General features: G+C 66.5%; 13 protein-coding genes. 9 read left to right on the forward strand and 4 right to left on the reverse strand.

The genetic code is table 11. The features are described 5' to 3' along the window. Nucleotides 1-66: 66 nt before the first annotated feature. The gene (locus ATO6_RS09015) at nucleotides 67-1,179 is read right to left on the reverse strand and encodes a mandelate racemase/muconate lactonizing enzyme family protein (RefSeq protein ID WP_088623876.1); all 1,113 of its coding nucleotides are present in this window, start codon (nucleotides 1,177-1,179) and stop codon (nucleotides 67-69) included. Between the two features lie 152 nt (nucleotides 1,180-1,331). Between ATO6_RS09015 and ATO6_RS09020 the strand changes: the two genes are divergently transcribed. Further along, nucleotides 1,332-1,583: a YdcH family protein gene (locus ATO6_RS09020; protein WP_088623660.1), complete on the forward strand. Its 252-nt coding sequence runs from the start codon at nucleotides 1,332-1,334 to the stop codon at nucleotides 1,581-1,583. Here the strand turns inward: ATO6_RS09020 and ATO6_RS09025 are convergent. Both ATO6_RS09025 and ATO6_RS09030 read right to left on the reverse strand, forming a co-directional pair. Further along, a complete protein-coding gene (locus ATO6_RS09025; RefSeq protein WP_088623661.1) occupies nucleotides 1,568-2,965 on the reverse strand; it encodes a short-chain fatty acyl-CoA regulator family protein in 1,398 nt (465 codons plus the stop codon). The genes ATO6_RS09020 and ATO6_RS09025 overlap by 16 nt on opposite strands. 72 nt (nucleotides 2,966-3,037) lie before the next feature. Continuing rightward, on the reverse strand, nucleotides 3,038-4,297 hold the full coding sequence (locus tag ATO6_RS09030; RefSeq protein ID WP_254919101.1) for a multidrug effflux MFS transporter: 1,260 nt from the start codon (nucleotides 4,295-4,297) through the stop codon (nucleotides 3,038-3,040). Between the two features lie 143 nt (nucleotides 4,298-4,440). Between ATO6_RS09030 and ATO6_RS09035 the strand changes: the two genes are divergently transcribed. The 6 genes from ATO6_RS09035 (at nucleotide 4,441) to ATO6_RS09055 (ending at nucleotide 9,930) form a co-directional block, all read left to right on the forward strand. After that, nucleotides 4,441-5,973: an acyl-CoA carboxylase subunit beta gene (locus ATO6_RS09035; protein WP_088623663.1), complete on the forward strand. Its 1,533-nt coding sequence runs from the start codon at nucleotides 4,441-4,443 to the stop codon at nucleotides 5,971-5,973. Nucleotides 5,974-5,995: 22 nt separating this feature from the next. Further along, complete coding sequence (locus tag ATO6_RS09040; RefSeq protein WP_088623664.1) at nucleotides 5,996-6,388, forward strand: DUF6497 family protein; 393 nt, start codon at nucleotides 5,996-5,998, stop codon at nucleotides 6,386-6,388. A 214-nt stretch (nucleotides 6,389-6,602) separates the two neighbouring features. Beyond that, on the forward strand, nucleotides 6,603-6,743 hold the full coding sequence (locus ATO6_RS25040; protein ID WP_176440873.1) for a hypothetical protein: 141 nt from the start codon (nucleotides 6,603-6,605) through the stop codon (nucleotides 6,741-6,743). Nucleotides 6,744-6,815: 72 nt separating this feature from the next. Further along, a complete protein-coding gene (locus ATO6_RS09045; protein ID WP_088623665.1) occupies nucleotides 6,816-7,166 on the forward strand; it encodes a hypothetical protein in 351 nt (116 codons plus the stop codon). Nucleotides 7,167-7,536: 370 nt separating this feature from the next. Then, nucleotides 7,537-7,743 carry a hypothetical protein gene (locus ATO6_RS09050; protein ID WP_088623666.1) on the forward strand — a complete coding sequence of 69 codons (207 nt, stop codon included), beginning with the start codon at nucleotides 7,537-7,539 and terminating at the stop codon, nucleotides 7,741-7,743. Nucleotides 7,744-7,884: 141 nt separating this feature from the next. Further along, nucleotides 7,885-9,930 carry an acetyl/propionyl/methylcrotonyl-CoA carboxylase subunit alpha gene (locus ATO6_RS09055; protein ID WP_088623667.1) on the forward strand — a complete coding sequence of 682 codons (2,046 nt, stop codon included), beginning with the start codon at nucleotides 7,885-7,887 and terminating at the stop codon, nucleotides 9,928-9,930. Between the two features lie 153 nt (nucleotides 9,931-10,083). Here the strand turns inward: ATO6_RS09055 and ATO6_RS09060 are convergent, their stop codons facing one another. Next, nucleotides 10,084-10,536: a DUF4174 domain-containing protein gene (locus tag ATO6_RS09060; protein WP_088623668.1), complete on the reverse strand. Its 453-nt coding sequence runs from the start codon at nucleotides 10,534-10,536 to the stop codon at nucleotides 10,084-10,086. A 184-nt stretch (nucleotides 10,537-10,720) separates the two neighbouring features. Here ATO6_RS09060 and ATO6_RS09065 point away from each other — a divergent pair, with 184 nt between their 5' ends. Continuing rightward, nucleotides 10,721-11,674 (forward strand): hypothetical protein, encoded by a 954-nt coding sequence (locus ATO6_RS09065; protein WP_088623669.1) that lies wholly within the window; start codon nucleotides 10,721-10,723, stop codon nucleotides 11,672-11,674. After that, nucleotides 11,637-13,769: a methylmalonyl-CoA mutase gene (scpA, locus tag ATO6_RS09070; protein ID WP_088623670.1), complete on the forward strand. Its 2,133-nt coding sequence runs from the start codon at nucleotides 11,637-11,639 to the stop codon at nucleotides 13,767-13,769. The genes ATO6_RS09065 and scpA overlap by 38 nt, the downstream gene beginning before the upstream one ends. Nucleotides 13,770-13,987: the final 218 nt, after the last annotated feature.

A 13,987-nucleotide genomic window follows, 5' to 3' on the forward strand; every position in this document is an offset into this window, starting at 1 on the left:
CGGACCGGGGGCTCTGCCCCCGGACCCCCGGCATATTTTTGGCAAGATGAAGCAGGGGAACCTGCGCTAGAAGGTTTCCGTGAGGCGCGAGACCGTGGCGTCGTCCAGCGTCATGCCGAGGCCCGGGGCGTCGGGGAGGTCGAGCCAGCCGTTGACGGGCGCGAGCGGCGGGGTGGCGACGATGTTGTCGCGGGCCAGTTGCCACATGATCTGGTTGCCGTCGTCGAGGTTGGGGATCATCCGGGCGATCTGGTGTTCTGCCGCCGTGGTGATGCCGGTGGTGAAGCTCGAATGGATGCAGATCGACAGGCCCGCCGCCTCGGCCACGGCGGCGGCCTTGAGCATGGGCTGGATGCCCCCGACCTCGCGCGGACCGATGCAGATCATGTCGGCGGCGCGCATCCGGGCGATCTCGTAGACGTCGAAGAGGGTGAAGGCGGCCTGATCCGCGACGATGGGGATGCCGACCCTTTCTTTCACGTGACGCAGCGCCTCGAGCGAGTAGGAGGGCGTGGGCTGTTCGATGAAGTCGATGTCGAAGGGCTCCAGCCGCCGGCACATGGCGATGGCGCGGTAGGGATCCCAGCCCTCGTTCGCGTCGAGGCGCAGGCGGGCGCTTCCGATCTCGGCCCTTACGGCGCGGACGATGTCGATGTCGCGGTCCATGTCGGGGCGGCCGACCTTGAGGTAGAAGACCCGTTCGCCCGCCGCCATGCCCTCGGCGGCGTGGGCCGCCAGTTCCTCGGGCGTGTCGCCCTGCAGGAAGAAGAAGTAGCCGACCTTGCGCCTGCAGGCCCCGCCGAGCAGCGCTGTGACCGGGCGGCCCGCCAGCTTGCCCTGCGCATCCCAGAGCGCGAAGTCGAGGCCCGAGAGCATCTGGTTCGCCGCCCGGATCGTGTTCGCGCCGAAGGCCATGTAGCTCTGCGACAGGATACGGTCGCGCAGGACGGCGGCGTCGAAGACGCTCTCGCCGATCAGCTTCTGTGCCAGCCGTTTCAGGATCAGGACCGAGGCCTGCTGGTCCGGCGCGACCGTCGCCTCGCCGATGCCGATGGTGCCGTCGGCCAGCTCCAGCTCGATCAGGTTGACGGAGAAGCTGTCGCGCACGCCCTGCGTCCAGTGGTAGGGCTGGGCGAGGGGCAGGGTCAGCGGGCGGATGCGGAGATCGGTGATTTTCATGGCCGCATCGCAGCATGTCATCTGCGCAACCGCTTGCCGGATCGCGACATCCGCAGGCCGCATTGCGCCGCGCGCGGGTTGATCCGTGTCAAGGAGCGGCGCGGGCGACTCGTCGATAAGGGGCGCAGCGACAGTGTAAACGGAGACGCCTCATGGCCCACGCACCCCACGAACTACACGAAGACTTCCCCGGCTACGCCGAGACCATCACCGCGCTGAAGACCTCGGACGCGCATTTCGCCCGGATCGCGGCGGAGTATCACGAGGTGAACAGCACGATCCACCGCGCCGAGACCAACGTGGAGCCGATGGACGACCTCGCCATCATCGAGCTGCGCAAGGACCGCGCGCGGCTGAAGGACGAGATCTTTGCCGCGTTGAAGGCCGCTCAGCCGACCTCGTAAGGCAGCACGCCCCGCGCGTCGGGGTCGATGGTCAGCCGCCGCTCCAGCGGCGGCACCGACCTCTGGTGGCAGTCGACCCGCTCGCAGATACGGCAGGAGATACCGATCGGTTCGAACGCCTTGGGGCGGGTCAGGTCCAGATCGTCCGCATAGACCAGCGCATCGGCATGGGCGACCTCGCAGCCGAGCGCGATGGCAAACCGCAGGGTCGGCGCGCCGAAGGCGCCGCCCGGTTTCGACACGTCGCGGGCCAGGCTGATGTAGCGCACGCCGTCCGGCGTTTCGGCCAGCTGGCGCAGGAAGCGGCCCGGTGTCTCGAACGCGCGGTGCACGTTCCACAGCGGGCAGGCGCCACCGAAACGGGCGAACTGCAGCCGGGTGGCGGAGTGGCGTTTCGTGATCGTCCCGGCCTGGTCGACGCGGACGAAGAAGAACGGGATCCCCTTGGCGCCGGGGCGCTGGAGCGTCGATAGCCGGTGCGCGACCTGTTCGATCGAGGCGCCGAAGCGGGTGGCGAGGATTTCCAGGTCGTGGCGCGTCTCCTGCGCGGCGTTCAGGAAGGCGGTGTAGGGCATCAGCGCCGCACCGGCGAAGTAGTTCGCAAGGCCGATCTTGGCGATGGCGCGGGCGGCGTCGGACTGGAAGCGGGCGAAGTCCAGCGTCGCTTCAAGCAGCTTGTCCTGCGTCAGCAGCGCGACCTGCAGGAGCAACTGGAAGGTCTGGGTTTCGGGCGCGGCGCGCAGGGACAGTGTCAGGCGGTCCGCCTGCCGGTCGAAGTGGCGCAGGCGGCGGGTGTCGTCGAAACTGACCGTGACACCGAGGTTGCCGAGGGCCGAGACGGCCTTGACGCGGATGTTGGTTTCCTCGCGCACCGGCTGGGCAAAGCGTTCGGCGGCGCGGTCGACGGCGTCGATGTAGTTGTCGCAGTAGTGGAAGAAGTCGCGCACCTCGTCCCATGGCGAGGGCTGGGTGCTGGCGTCGGCACGGCCGAGCGCCTCGTCCAGCGAGGCGAGGCGTTCGTGGGTCTGCCGGTAGGCCTGGTGCAGGTGCAGGAAGGCGCGGGCGAGGGCGGGGGCGTTCGAGGCGGTCAGGCGCAGGTCGGCGAGGGGCGGGGCGACATCGGCGAGGACCGGGTCGGCCATCACCTCGCGCAGGTCGCTGACGAGGCGTTCGCTGTCGCCGGTCGACAGCTCGGTCACGTCGAAGCCGAATTCGTTGGCGAGGGCCAGCACGACGGTGGTGGAGACCGGGCGGTTGTTGTTCTCCATCTGGTTCAGGTAGGGCAGGGACACGCCGAGCTTGCCCGCGAAATCCTTCTGCGTCAGGGCAAGACGCTGCCGCGTCTCGCGCAGTTTCGCACCGGCGTAGAGCTTCTGGGCCAAGGCGTCCTCCCATGGTTTGCAAAGTTTCCCGCATCATCGGTAACTTTGCAAAACGGCGTTAACAAGGGGTGACTATCGGCGGCCGAGACCCAGCCTGCGTTCCCGGCGCACGACCATCAGGATGACGAACAGACCCGACACCGCGGTCGAGATCATCAGCCACATCAGCGCGGTTTCGTCCCGTCCCGGCCCGAGGACAAGGCCCGCCGTCGCCGACAGCGCCGCGCCAAAGCCAACCATCATCGCCCCGCCGAGGCCCGAGGCGGTGCCTGCCAGATGCGGGCGGACAGACAGCATTCCCGACGTCGCCGAGGGCATCGTCATGCCGTTGCCCCAGGCGACGAAGAACATGCCGCCGAAGAACACGATCGGCCCGCCGTATCCCGCATAGGACACGGCGAGGGCCCCGGCGATTCCGAGCGCGGTGGTGGTTGTGCCCAGCACGACCATGCGGTTGATCCCGAGTCGCGCGGCCACCAGCCCGGTCATGAAATTGCCCATGAAATAGCCAACGCCCGGCATCGCGGTCCACAGGCCGAACTGAGTGGGGGACAGGCCGAACACGGTGCCGGCCACGTAGGGACTGCCGCCGAGATAGGCAAAGAAGGCACCGGACGACAGCGCCGAGGCCATGCAGTAGCCCCAGAACCGCGGCGATCGCAGCAGTTCGGGATACTCCGCGAACTGCGCAAGGATGGTGCGGTCGCTCTGCGGTCCGGTTTCGCCGAGGTCGGCCCAGATCAGTGCAAAGACCAGCAGGCCGAGGATGAAGAGCATCCAGAACGGTCCCTGCCAGCCGACCGTTTCGTCCAGCCATCCGCCGAAAGCGGGCGCCACCATCGGCACCAGGGCCATGCCCATGGTGACGTAACCGATCCGCGCCGCCGCCTCGTCGGCGGGATACATGTCGCGGACGATGGCGCGGCCAAGGGCGAGGCCGACGACAATTGCGGCTTGTATCGTCCTGAAAAACAGGAAGACTCCGATGGTGGGCGCAAATAGGCAGCCCAGTGTCGCAAGGCAGAAGATGGCCAGCCCGATCAGCAGGACCGGGCGGCGTCCGAACTTGTCGGCCAGCGGACCGATGAAGATCTGCAGCACCGCGTTGGCCGCCATGTATCCCGCGATGGCCAGCTGGACGAGCGCATAGGGCGCGTCGAAATAGCTGGCGATGCGGGGCAGCGAGGGCAGGAACAGCGTCATCGACATGGCGCTGAGCCCGGTCAGCACAACCAGCGTCACCGTCCGCGGCGGCGTGCGCCGGTCGAGGAATCTGATCTCAGGCGTCTGGCTCATGTTCTGGCGGTAGGATGGCGGCGTGGGATTGTCCATTGGCGGCGGGGTCGGATCTGCGGCTTTGCAATTTGCAGATCGACGCTTGCCAACTATTTGCAAATTTGCCGGATTCTGCTTGTTCCGTCACCGCATTTCCCTATGGTCCGCTCAGATCCAGGGCTAGGACAGGGGACGCGACAATGAAGGATATTCTTCAGGAACTCGACAGCCGGCGCAAGGTCGCGCGGCTCGGGGGTGGCGAGAAACGGATCGCGGCACAGCACGCCAAGGGCAAGCTGACGGCACGCGAGCGGATCGAGCTGCTGCTGGACGCGGACAGTTTCGAAGAGTTCGACATGTTCGTCGCGCACCGCTGCACCGATTTCGGGATGGAGCAGGACCGCCCCTACGGCGACGGCGTGGTGACCGGCTGGGGCACGATCAACGGTCGAATGGTCTATGTCTTCAGCCAGGACTTCACCGTTTTCGGCGGCTCGCTGTCGGAAACCCATGCCCAGAAAATCTGCAAGATCATGGATATGGCCATGCAGAACGGCGCGCCTGTCATCGGTCTGAACGACTCCGGCGGTGCCCGCATCCAGGAAGGCGTTGCCTCGCTCGCCGGTTACGCGGACGTGTTCCAGCGCAACATCATGGCCTCGGGCGTGGTGCCGCAGATCTCCGTCATCATGGGCCCCTGCGCGGGCGGCGCGGTCTATTCCCCCGCGATGACCGACTTCATCTTCATGGTGAAGGACAGCTCCTACATGTTCGTGACCGGCCCCGACGTGGTCAAGACCGTGACGAACGAGGTGGTGACCGCCGAGGAACTGGGCGGCGCGTCGACTCACACCCGGAAGTCCTCGGTTGCCGACGGCGCGTTCGAGAACGACGTGGAGGCTTTGGCCGAGGTCCGGCGCCTTGTCGACTTCCTGCCGCTGAACAACCGCGAAAAGCCGCCCGTCCGGCCGTTCTTCGACGACCCGGCGCGGATCGAGGACAGCCTCGACACGCTGGTGCCCGACAACGCCAACACGCCCTATGACATGAAGGAACTGATCCTCAAGCTGGCGGACGAAGGCGATTTCTACGAGATCCAGCAGGATTACGCCAAGAACATCATCACCGGTTTCATACGGATCGAGGGCCGGAGCGTGGGCGTCGTTGCGAACCAGCCGATGGTTCTGGCGGGCTGTCTCGACATCGACTCCAGCCGCAAGGCCGCGCGTTTCGTGCGCTTCTGCGACTGTTTCGAGATCCCGATCCTGACGCTGGTCGACGTGCCCGGCTTCCTGCCCGGCACCGGTCAGGAATACGGCGGCGTCATCAAGCACGGCGCGAAACTGCTGTTCGCCTATGGCGAAGCGACCGTGCCCAAGGTCACGGTCATCACCCGCAAGGCCTATGGCGGCGCCTATGACGTGATGAGCTCCAAGCACATCCGCGGCGATTTCAACTACGCCTGGCCGACCGCCGAAATCGCGGTGATGGGCGCCAAGGGCGCGACCGAGATCCTGTATCGCTCCGAACTGGGCGACAAGGAGAAGATCGCGCAGCGGACCAAGGACTACGAAGACCGTTTCGCGAACCCGTTCGTGGCGGCCGAGAAGGGCTTCATCGACGAGGTGATCCAGCCCCACTCGACCCGCAAGCGGGTGGCGCGGGCCTTTGCGAGCCTCCGGAACAAGAAGCTCGAGAATCCCTGGAAGAAGCACGACAACATCCCGCTGTGATCACGTGATCGGGAGAGGGCAGATGACCAGGCTTGCGGCATTCGTCGCGATCGGAGGGGTGCTTTGCGGCGCCGCGACCACGGTAACGGGGCAGGAGGGGGCCCCGGCCGTGCCCTCCGGTATCGTGCTCAGCCTGCAGGACGTGCTGATCGAGGAGGACGCGCACCTTGCGCGGTTCCGCTATGTCGCGCCGGACCTGGAGAGCTTCGGCTTCGCGGGGGTCGAGAACGACTTTCCCGACCTCTGCGCCAAGCAGGCGGTGCCATGGGTGCGCGAAGGTCACGATGCGATCCGCCGCGTCGTGATCTCGATGGCGTCCGCGCCCGTGGAGTTCGGTGTGGCCAGCCCTGACGTCACCCAGTTCTTCGAGATGTTCCGCATCGAGGACAGCGCCTGCATCTGGGAGGGATTGTGACTATGGCACAATATCTTGCGGGCGATTCCTGTGGCGGATTCGGGTTTGAGGCTTTCGAGTCACAAACCCCGCGCGCGGATGTGGCCAGATGTTTTTCGAACCCTAGTTCCTGTATTGTGAGCACTGGTTGCCTTCCGGCGGCCGACTTCAGGCAGGCCGAAAGCCGGGACGACAACCGGGCCGGACCGGCCTGTCAACGAGACAGGAGAAGCAGATGTCCAAGACCGTCAAGAGCGTACTCGCGCTCGGCCTCGTCGCGTTCCTCGCGGCATGCGCCGAGAAAGAGGAAGCATATGTCGTGGTCGAGCCTGAGCCGATTTCTCAGGAACCCGTCTACACCGGCAAATACAAGTAAGCCGCAGACATCGACCTGGGGTCCGGCCCACGGGCCGGACCCTTTTTCGTGCCTGCCGGACCGGAGGCACCCATGCTGAAGCACCGCGGCTTTCCGGGCCGTCTGCCCGGCACCGATTTCCAGTTCACCATCCGCCGCGCCAATCCCAAGGGCGTGACCCCGCTGACCCGGCGCGAACGGTTCCGCGACCGTAAATCCGTGGACCGCAAGGCGGACGAGATGTTCCTGCTTGCCCTGTGGGAACATTTCGGAGAGGAGCCCTTCGAGCGCGGCAACCTCGATGCAGGACGGCTGAGCTGGCTGTTCGGGCGCGAGGTGATTCCGGCCGAGGACCCCTTCGATCCCGCGAGTTACGACGCCCTGCTGATGCTGGATATGAAGGCGATTCAGGCGGGTTTCCCCGGCCTGGTCGAGGAGGGATAGGCGTGAATTTGCCGTCACACCTCCAGATTGCGCGGCAAGACGCCCAAAATCGCAAAGCGCGTGCAATCCGCTTGGCGGATCACGGCGCAGGGCACAGCATCGTGATCGTTGGACCGTATGGCGATGAGCTGTCCGGTCCGGCGTGTCTATACCGTTACCCTTCCCCTAAAGGGCGGTCGGCCCTCCCCAACGGGCGACCGCCCGCTTTTTTCCGTCACACGCCCCAAGCGTCTGAGACTCGGCGGTTTTCTGCCGTTTTCCGGCGTTGCGTTGCAGTCACGGTTCCGCACGGAAATGAGAGCTTGCGGGAACATGCCGGTCTGGCGGATGTTGGCCCCAGCAGTCAACAGAATGTCAGGGGAACGACATCATGCTCATCCGTAACTTTGCCCTCGCAGCAGCCCTCTTCGGCGGACTTGCGGCCTGCGGGCAGAACTTTGGCGAACAGGCCGTCATCGGCGCCGGCGGCGGCGCGCTCACCTCTGCCGCGGTCGGCGGCAGCGTCGCGACCGGCGCGGTCGTGGGGGCAGCGGCCAACGTCGTCTATTGCCGCAGCTATCCGAGCCGCTGCAACTGATAGGGCACGTCCCGCGCGGCTGACCGCGCAGGCGGACACTGGACTTCACGGAACCATTCCGGCGGACAGCCGGGGTGGTTCTTTTGTTTTGAAATCACCGGCGGCAGGAACGACCGCCGGAGGACGGGAAAGGGACAGCTGATGTTCAAGAAGATCCTGATCGCCAACCGGGGCGAGATCGCCTGCCGGGTCATCAAGACGGCGCGCAAGATGGGCATTTCGACGGTGGCGATCTATTCGGACGCCGACCGCAACGCGCTGCACGTCAAGATGGCGGACGAGGCGGTCCACATCGGTCCGCCCCCCGCGAACCAGTCCTATATCGTGATCGACAAGGTCATGGCTGCGATCAAGGAAAGCGGCGCCGAGGCGGTGCACCCCGGTTACGGCTTCCTGTCCGAGAACCCGAAATTCGCGCAGGCGCTCGAGGCAGCCGGCGTGGCCTTCGTCGGCCCCCCGGTCGGGGCGATCGAGGCCATGGGCGACAAGATCACCTCGAAGAAGATCGCGCAGGAGGCGGGCGTTTCGACCGTTCCCGGCTACATGGGCCTGATCGAGGATGCGGACGAAGCGGTCAAGATCTCGGGCGAGATCGGCTACCCCGTGATGATTAAGGCCAGCGCCGGCGGCGGCGGCAAGGGGATGCGGATCGCGTGGAACGATCAGGAGGCGCGCGAGGGTTTCCAGTCGTCCAAGAACGAGGCCGCGAACAGCTTTGGCGACGACCGGATCTTCATCGAGAAGTTCGTGACCCAGCCCCGGCACATCGAGATCCAGGTGCTCTGCGACAGCCACGGCAACGGCATCTACCTGGGCGAGCGGGAATGCTCGATCCAGCGCCGGAACCAGAAGGTGGTCGAAGAGGCGCCGAGCCCGTTCCTCGACGAAGCGACCCGCAAGGCCATGGGCGAGCAGGCCGTGGCCCTGGCCAAGGCCGTCGGCTACGCCAGCGCCGGCACGGTGGAATTCATCGTGGACGGGTCGAAGAACTTCTACTTCCTCGAGATGAACACCCGTCTTCAGGTGGAACACCCCGTCACCGAACTGATCACCGGGATCGACCTTGTCGAACAGATGATCCGCGTGGCCAACGGCGAAAAGCTGACCATCACGCAGGATGACGTCAAGCTGACCGGCTGGGCCATCGAGAACCGGCTCTATGCCGAGGATCCCTATCGCAACTTCCTGCCGTCGATCGGCCGCCTGACCGCCTATCGCCCGCCGATGGAGGTGGCCGCCGGGCCGCTGCTGACCAACGGCAAGTGGCAGGGCGCCGCGCCCGAGGGCAAGACGGCCGTGCGCAACGACACCGGCGTCTACGAAGGCGGCGAGATCTCGATGTATTACGACCCGATGATCGCCAAGCTCTGCACCTGGGCCCCGACGCGGGCCGAGGCGATCGAGGCGATGCGCGTGGCGCTGGATACCTTCGAGGTCGAGGGGATCGGCCACAACCTGCCCTTCGTCGCCGCCGTGATGGATCATCCGAAGTTCGTGAACGGCGAGATGACGACGGCCTTCATCGCCGAGGAGTATCCCGAGGGCTTCGAGGGCGTCGAACTGCCCGAAACCTCGCTGCGTGGCATCGCCGCGGCATGCGCCGCGATGAACCGGGTCAGCGAAATCCGCCGCGCCCGGATCTCGGGCACCATGGACAACCACGAACGCATGGTCGGCGACGAATGGGTCGTCACTCTGCAGGGCGTAGACTTCCCGGTGACCGTGAAAGCCGACCACGATGGGTCGATGGTCAAGTTTGACGACGGCGCCAGCCTGCGGGTCGAGGGCGACTGGACCCCCGGCAAGTCGCTGGCCACGATGACAGTCGATGGCGCGCCGTTGGTGATCAAGGTCGGCAAGATCTCGGGCGGGTTCCGTGTCCGGTCGCGTGGCGCGGACCTCAAGGTCCATGTCCGCAACCCGCGTCAGGCCGAGCTGGCCAAGCTGATGCCGGAAAAGCTGCCGCCCGACACCTCCAAGATGCTGCTCTGCCCGATGCCCGGTCTGGTCGTGAAGATCGACGTCCAGGTCGGCGACGAGGTGCAGGAGGGGCAGGCGCTGTGCACCATCGAGGCGATGAAGATGGAAAACATCCTCCGCGCCGAAAAGAAGGCCGTCGTGTCCAAGATCAACGCCGAGCCGGGGTCGAGCCTGGCCGTCGACGAGATCATCATGGAGTTCGAATGACGTGACCCTGCCGGGCGCGGATATCTTCCGGACTGTCGAGCGGGGCGGGCGCCATGGCGTCCGTCACCTGCCGCGCTTGGCCGGATGTTCCGCAACCGGAGACCACTCGTCCTACGTCGCAACCCGGCAGGGCGGGCGCGCCGTCGCCCGTGCTTACCGGGCGGGCGCGGCGCGGCGCTCCAGGATTTCGTCCTGCCGCAGCGGGAACTTGTCGATCGAGCGCGAGATTTCCCGGACATCCCAGGGCTGCGGCTTGCGCATCTTGACCTGCCCGTCCTTGCCGACGATCACCAGCATGAATCCCCGCGGACGCAGTGCGCGGCGGATCGGGCTGGACGCGCGCGGATCGGTGTCGGTGATGACGACGACATCGCGCAGGCGCAGGTCGTCGGGCCGGTCTCTGAGCGCGTTCATCTGCATCTGGAACCGGGGATCCGCCGGGGTGTCCGCAAAGACGATAACCGGCCGTTTGAGCCACAGGAACTCGTCCAGCGTCAGCTCCCCGGCCTCCATGAACAGGGGCGTTTCCTCGGGTTCCGTCGCGGCCACGGCCGTGGCGGGCCAGGCCAGAAGGGCGATCAGTGCGATCCGCAGCATGGGCGTCATCTGTCCTCCAGTCCCGTTCAATATAGGCGGCACCGGCCCGGCATTCACCTGCGTTCCGCAAATATTTTCAGCAAATCCGCAGCTTAACCACATGGTCACGGAGGGCTTGCAATGATGCGTCGCACAGCCCTCGCCCCGCGCAGCCGCGCGGCGGCCGGCGTGAACCATGCGGGGAGCCGCGCACATGGACGTTATCCTGCACCTCGGGGCGCACCGTACCGCCTCGACCTCGTTCCAGGCCTATATGCGGGGCAACACGCGGGTCCTGCAGGGGCAGGGGATCGGCTTCTGGGGGCCGCAGCGCACGCGCGGGGGGCTGCTGACCGGGGTGATCCCGGTCCGGGGCGCGGGCCCTGCCGAACGTCAGTACCTGCGGGCCTCGGGGCGGATCGCGCTGGCCTGCGAGAAATCGGCGCGGGCCGGTATCCGGCAGCTGGTGGTCAGCGACGAGAACATGATCGGCGCGCCGCGGGCCAACCTCAGGGCCGACAGCCTCTATCCGCAGGCGGGCGCGCGGGTGCGGCGCTATCTGGACGCCTTCGGCGGGGGCGTGACGCAGATCGCGCTCTCGATCCGCTCGCCGGAGCTATACTGGGCCTCGTGCTTTGCCTTCGCGGTGATGCGCGGCCATGCGGTGCCCTCGGCCGCGACGCTGAACCGGCTGACCGACAGCCCGCGCGGCTGGCGCGAGGTGATCGCGGACATCGCCTGTGCCGCGCCGGGCGTGCCGCTGATGATCCTCACGCACGAGGAATTCGGCAGCCTGCCGGAGCTCAGGCTGTGGCACATGACCGGACGGCGGGCGGACCCGCCGGACACCCATGCGCGGGAATGGCTGAACCGGTCGCCGGGCCTCGGCGCGCTCCGGGCGTTCCTGGGCGAACGGGGCGAGGATCCGGATCTGCTGCCCGAGGGAACGGGCAGGTGGATGCCGTTTGCCCGCGCCGCACAGGCCGAACTGAAGGAACGCTATGCGGACGATCTGTTCTGGCTGCGCGCCGGGGCGGACGGGCTGGCACGGCTGGCCGACACGACAGGATGGAACAGCGGGCAGGACGGGACACAGCCGCCGCCCGGTATTGGTGAGAGAGGACGACGAAATGACGAAGAAGTGGGACGAATGGTCGGCCATCGCTGAAAAGGAAATGCGTGGCCGCGCGGTCAGCGACCTGAACTGGCAGACGCTGGAGGGGATCGAGGTCAAGCCGCTCTATACCGAAGAGGACACGGCCAGCCTGCCGCACATGGGCAGCCTGCCGGGTAAGGCGCCCTTCACCCGCGGGGTCAAGGCGACGATGTACGCGGGCCGGCCCTGGACCATCCGGCAGTATGCCGGGTTCTCGACTGCCGAGGAATCGAACGCCTTCTACCGCCGCAACCTGGCCGCCGGTCAGCAGGGCGTTTCGGTCGCCTTCGACCTGGCCACCCACCGGGGCTATGACAGCGACCACCCGCGCGTGGTCGGTGACGTCGGCAAGGCGGGCGTGGCGATCGACAGCGTCGAGGACATGAAGATCCTCTTCGACGGCATCCCGCTCGACAAGGTGTCGGTCTCGATGACCATGAACGGCGCGGTGATCCCGATCCTCGCGAGCTTCATCGTCGCGGGCGAGGAGCAGGGGCACGACAAGTCGGTGCTGGCCGGGACCATCCAGAACGACATCCTGAAGGAGTTCATGGTCCGCAACACCTACATCTATCCGCCCGAACCCTCGATGCGGATCATCTCGGATATCATCGGGTATACATCGGATTACATGCCGAAGTTCAACTCGATCTCGATCTCCGGCTACCACATGCAGGAGGCCGGCGCGAACCTCGTGCAGGAGCTGGCCTATACCCTCGCCGACGGCAAGGAATACGTGAAGGCCGCGATGGACGCGGGCATGAACGTCGACAAGTTCGCGGGCCGGCTGTCGTTCTTCTTCGCCATCGGCATGAACTTCTTCATGGAGGCCGCCAAGCTGCGCGCCGCGCGCCTGCTGTGGTACCGGATCATGGACGAGGTCGGGGCGAAGGACGAACGCTCCAAGATGCTGCGCACCCACTGCCAGACCTCGGGCGTCTCCCTGCAGGAGCAGGATCCCTACAACAACGTCATCCGCACGGCGTATGAGGCGATGTCGGCGGTTCTCGGCGGCACCCAGTCGCTGCACACGAACGCGCTGGACGAAGCCATTGCACTGCCGACGGATTTCTCGGCCCGGATCGCGCGGAACACCCAGCTGATCCTGCAGGAGGAAACCCATGTGACGCGGGTCGTCGATCCGCTGGCGGGCTCCTACTACGTCGAAAGCCTGACCCATGAACTGGCCGAGGCCGCATGGGCGCTGATCAAGGAAGTCGACGAGATGGGCGGCATGACCAAGGCCGTCGCCTCGGGCATGCCGAAGCTCAGGATCGAGGAAAGCGCGGCCATCCGGCAGTCGATGATCGACCGGGGCGAAGAGGTGATCGTCGGCGTCAACAAGTACCGCAAGGACAAGGAAGACCCGATCGACATCCTCGATGTCGACAACGTCGCCGTCCGCAAGAGCCAGGTCGAGCGGCTGGAGAAAATCCGCGCGACCCGTGACGGGGCGGCCTGCGACGCGGCGCTCGCGGAGCTTGAGCGGGTGGCGAAGGAGGGCGGCAACCTTCTGGCCGCCGCGGTGGAAGCGGCGCGTGCACGTGCCTCGGTGGGAGAGATCAGCATGGCGATGGAAAAGGTGTTCGGCCGTCACCGGGCCGAGGTCAAGACGCTGGCCGGGGTCTATGGCAAGGCCTACGAGGGCGACGAGGGCTTCGCGGCCATCCAGAAATCGGTCGAGGACTTCGCCGAGGAAGAAGGCCGCCGTCCCCGGATGCTGGTGGTCAAGATGGGCCAGGACGGCCACGACCGCGGCGCCAAGGTGATCGCGACGGCCTTTGCCGACATCGGGTTCGACGTGGACGTGGGGCCGCTGTTCCAGACGCCGGACGAGGCGGCGCAGGACGCGGTGGACAACGACGTGCACGTGGTCGGCATCTCGAGCCAGGCGGCAGGGCACAAGACGCTGGCGCCGCAGCTGATCGAGGCGCTGAAGGCCAAGGACGCGGGCGACATCATCGTGATCTGCGGCGGGGTCATTCCCCAGCAGGATTACGAGTTCCTGCAGAAGTCCGGGGTCAAGGCGATCTTCGGGCCGGGGACCAACATCCCGACGGCGGCGCAGGACATCCTGAAGCTGATCCGCGCGGCGCGGGCGGCCTGACCGCTCGTCCCGCCCTGACGCGCGGGCCTCGCGAGCCGCGCGCGTCAGGGCGCGGAGAGCGCCCGGTGGCGGACCGGGTCGGGGGGCCGTCTGCCCCCCGTCGCCCGTTCGGGCGCCTCCCCCCGAGGATATTTGCGGCCAGGGGAAGCAGGCGGTCCGGTGCCCCTTGCCAATGGCGCGCGAAGCGGGAAAGTCGGGCAGAACCGTGTGCGAGGGGC

It is taken from the genome of Oceanicola sp. 22II-s10i, assembly GCF_002210105.1.
Taxonomy (GTDB): Bacteria; Pseudomonadota; Alphaproteobacteria; order Rhodobacterales; family Rhodobacteraceae; genus Pseudooceanicola.

Excerpts from the sequence above, each read along its gene's own strand:
- ATO6_RS09050 (WP_088623666.1), top strand. The coding sequence starts at position 7,537 with ATGCTCATCCGTAACTTTGCCCTCGCAGCAGCCCTCTTCGGCGGACTT.
- ATO6_RS09055 (WP_088623667.1), top strand. The coding sequence starts at position 7,885 with ATGTTCAAGAAGATCCTGATCGCCAACCGGGGCGAGATCGCCTGCCGG.
- ATO6_RS09065 (WP_088623669.1), top strand. The coding sequence starts at position 10,721 with ATGGACGTTATCCTGCACCTCGGGGCGCACCGTACCGCCTCGACCTCG.
- ATO6_RS25040 (WP_176440873.1), top strand. The coding sequence starts at position 6,603 with ATGTCCAAGACCGTCAAGAGCGTACTCGCGCTCGGCCTCGTCGCGTTC.
- ATO6_RS09035 (WP_088623663.1), top strand. The coding sequence starts at position 4,441 with ATGAAGGATATTCTTCAGGAACTCGACAGCCGGCGCAAGGTCGCGCGG.
- ATO6_RS09060 (WP_088623668.1), bottom strand. The coding sequence starts at position 10,536 with ATGACGCCCATGCTGCGGATCGCACTGATCGCCCTTCTGGCCTGGCCC.
- scpA (WP_088623670.1), top strand. The coding sequence starts at position 11,637 with ATGACGAAGAAGTGGGACGAATGGTCGGCCATCGCTGAAAAGGAAATG.
- ATO6_RS09030 (WP_254919101.1), bottom strand. The coding sequence starts at position 4,297 with ATGGACAATCCCACGCCGCCATCCTACCGCCAGAACATGAGCCAGACG.
- ATO6_RS09020 (WP_088623660.1), top strand. The coding sequence starts at position 1,332 with ATGGCCCACGCACCCCACGAACTACACGAAGACTTCCCCGGCTACGCC.
- ATO6_RS09040 (WP_088623664.1), top strand. The coding sequence starts at position 5,996 with ATGACCAGGCTTGCGGCATTCGTCGCGATCGGAGGGGTGCTTTGCGGC.
- ATO6_RS09015 (WP_088623876.1), bottom strand. The coding sequence starts at position 1,179 with ATGAAAATCACCGATCTCCGCATCCGCCCGCTGACCCTGCCCCTCGCC.
- ATO6_RS09045 (WP_088623665.1), top strand. The coding sequence starts at position 6,816 with ATGCTGAAGCACCGCGGCTTTCCGGGCCGTCTGCCCGGCACCGATTTC.